The organism is Actinomycetospora sp. NBRC 106375 (assembly GCF_030269665.1).
Taxonomy (GTDB): domain Bacteria; phylum Actinomycetota; class Actinomycetes; order Mycobacteriales; family Pseudonocardiaceae; genus Actinomycetospora.
In genome coordinates this window covers 1-562 of the sequence record NZ_BSTS01000077.1, presented here as the reverse complement: position 1 = coordinate 562, position 562 = coordinate 1, and the positions used below count along the sequence as shown (strand labels likewise).

Sequence of the window (562 nt, the reverse complement as noted above, 5' to 3'; positions counted from 1 at the left end):
CCGGCCGCCTCCAGCACGTCCTGCTCACCCGCCACCGACCCCGCCTCCCCGACCCGCCCCCGGGATCACCGGGTCGATCATCGAGTCGACCTCCGGGCCCCCGCCGCGACCAGCACCGGCGGCGGGGGCGACACGGACCCGCCATCGTCGAGCTCCAGGTCCCGACGACGCTGCTGGCCGCCCTCGACCCCGCCGCACACCCCCACTGGGCCCGGCTACTCACCGACCTGCAGACCCGCCTGGCCCAGCTCTACGCCCCCGGCGGGCCGCCCCCCGGCGCCCCCGACCAGCACCTCGCCCCCGAACAGGCCCGCCACCGCCGACCCAGCACCGAGGTCCAGCGCTGGCTGCAGGTCCGCGACCGCTGCTGCGTGGCCCCGGCCTGCCGGCGCACCGCCCACGCCACCGACATCGACCACACCCTCGACCACGCCCTGGGCGGACCCACCCTCTCCCGCGCCCTGGGCTGCTGGTGCCGACACCACCACCGCGCCAAACACCACGGCGGCTGGCAGGTCACCCAACCCGAACCCGGCCGCTTCCTGATCACCACCCGCGCCGG

Annotated in this window: 1 protein-coding gene; it reads left to right on the top strand. The window is 77.4% G+C overall.

The window, feature by feature from the left end; genetic code table 11:
* The coding region (locus tag QSK03_RS32945; RefSeq protein ID WP_285660062.1) for an HNH endonuclease signature motif containing protein at positions 1–562 on the top strand (562 nt) is incomplete at both ends.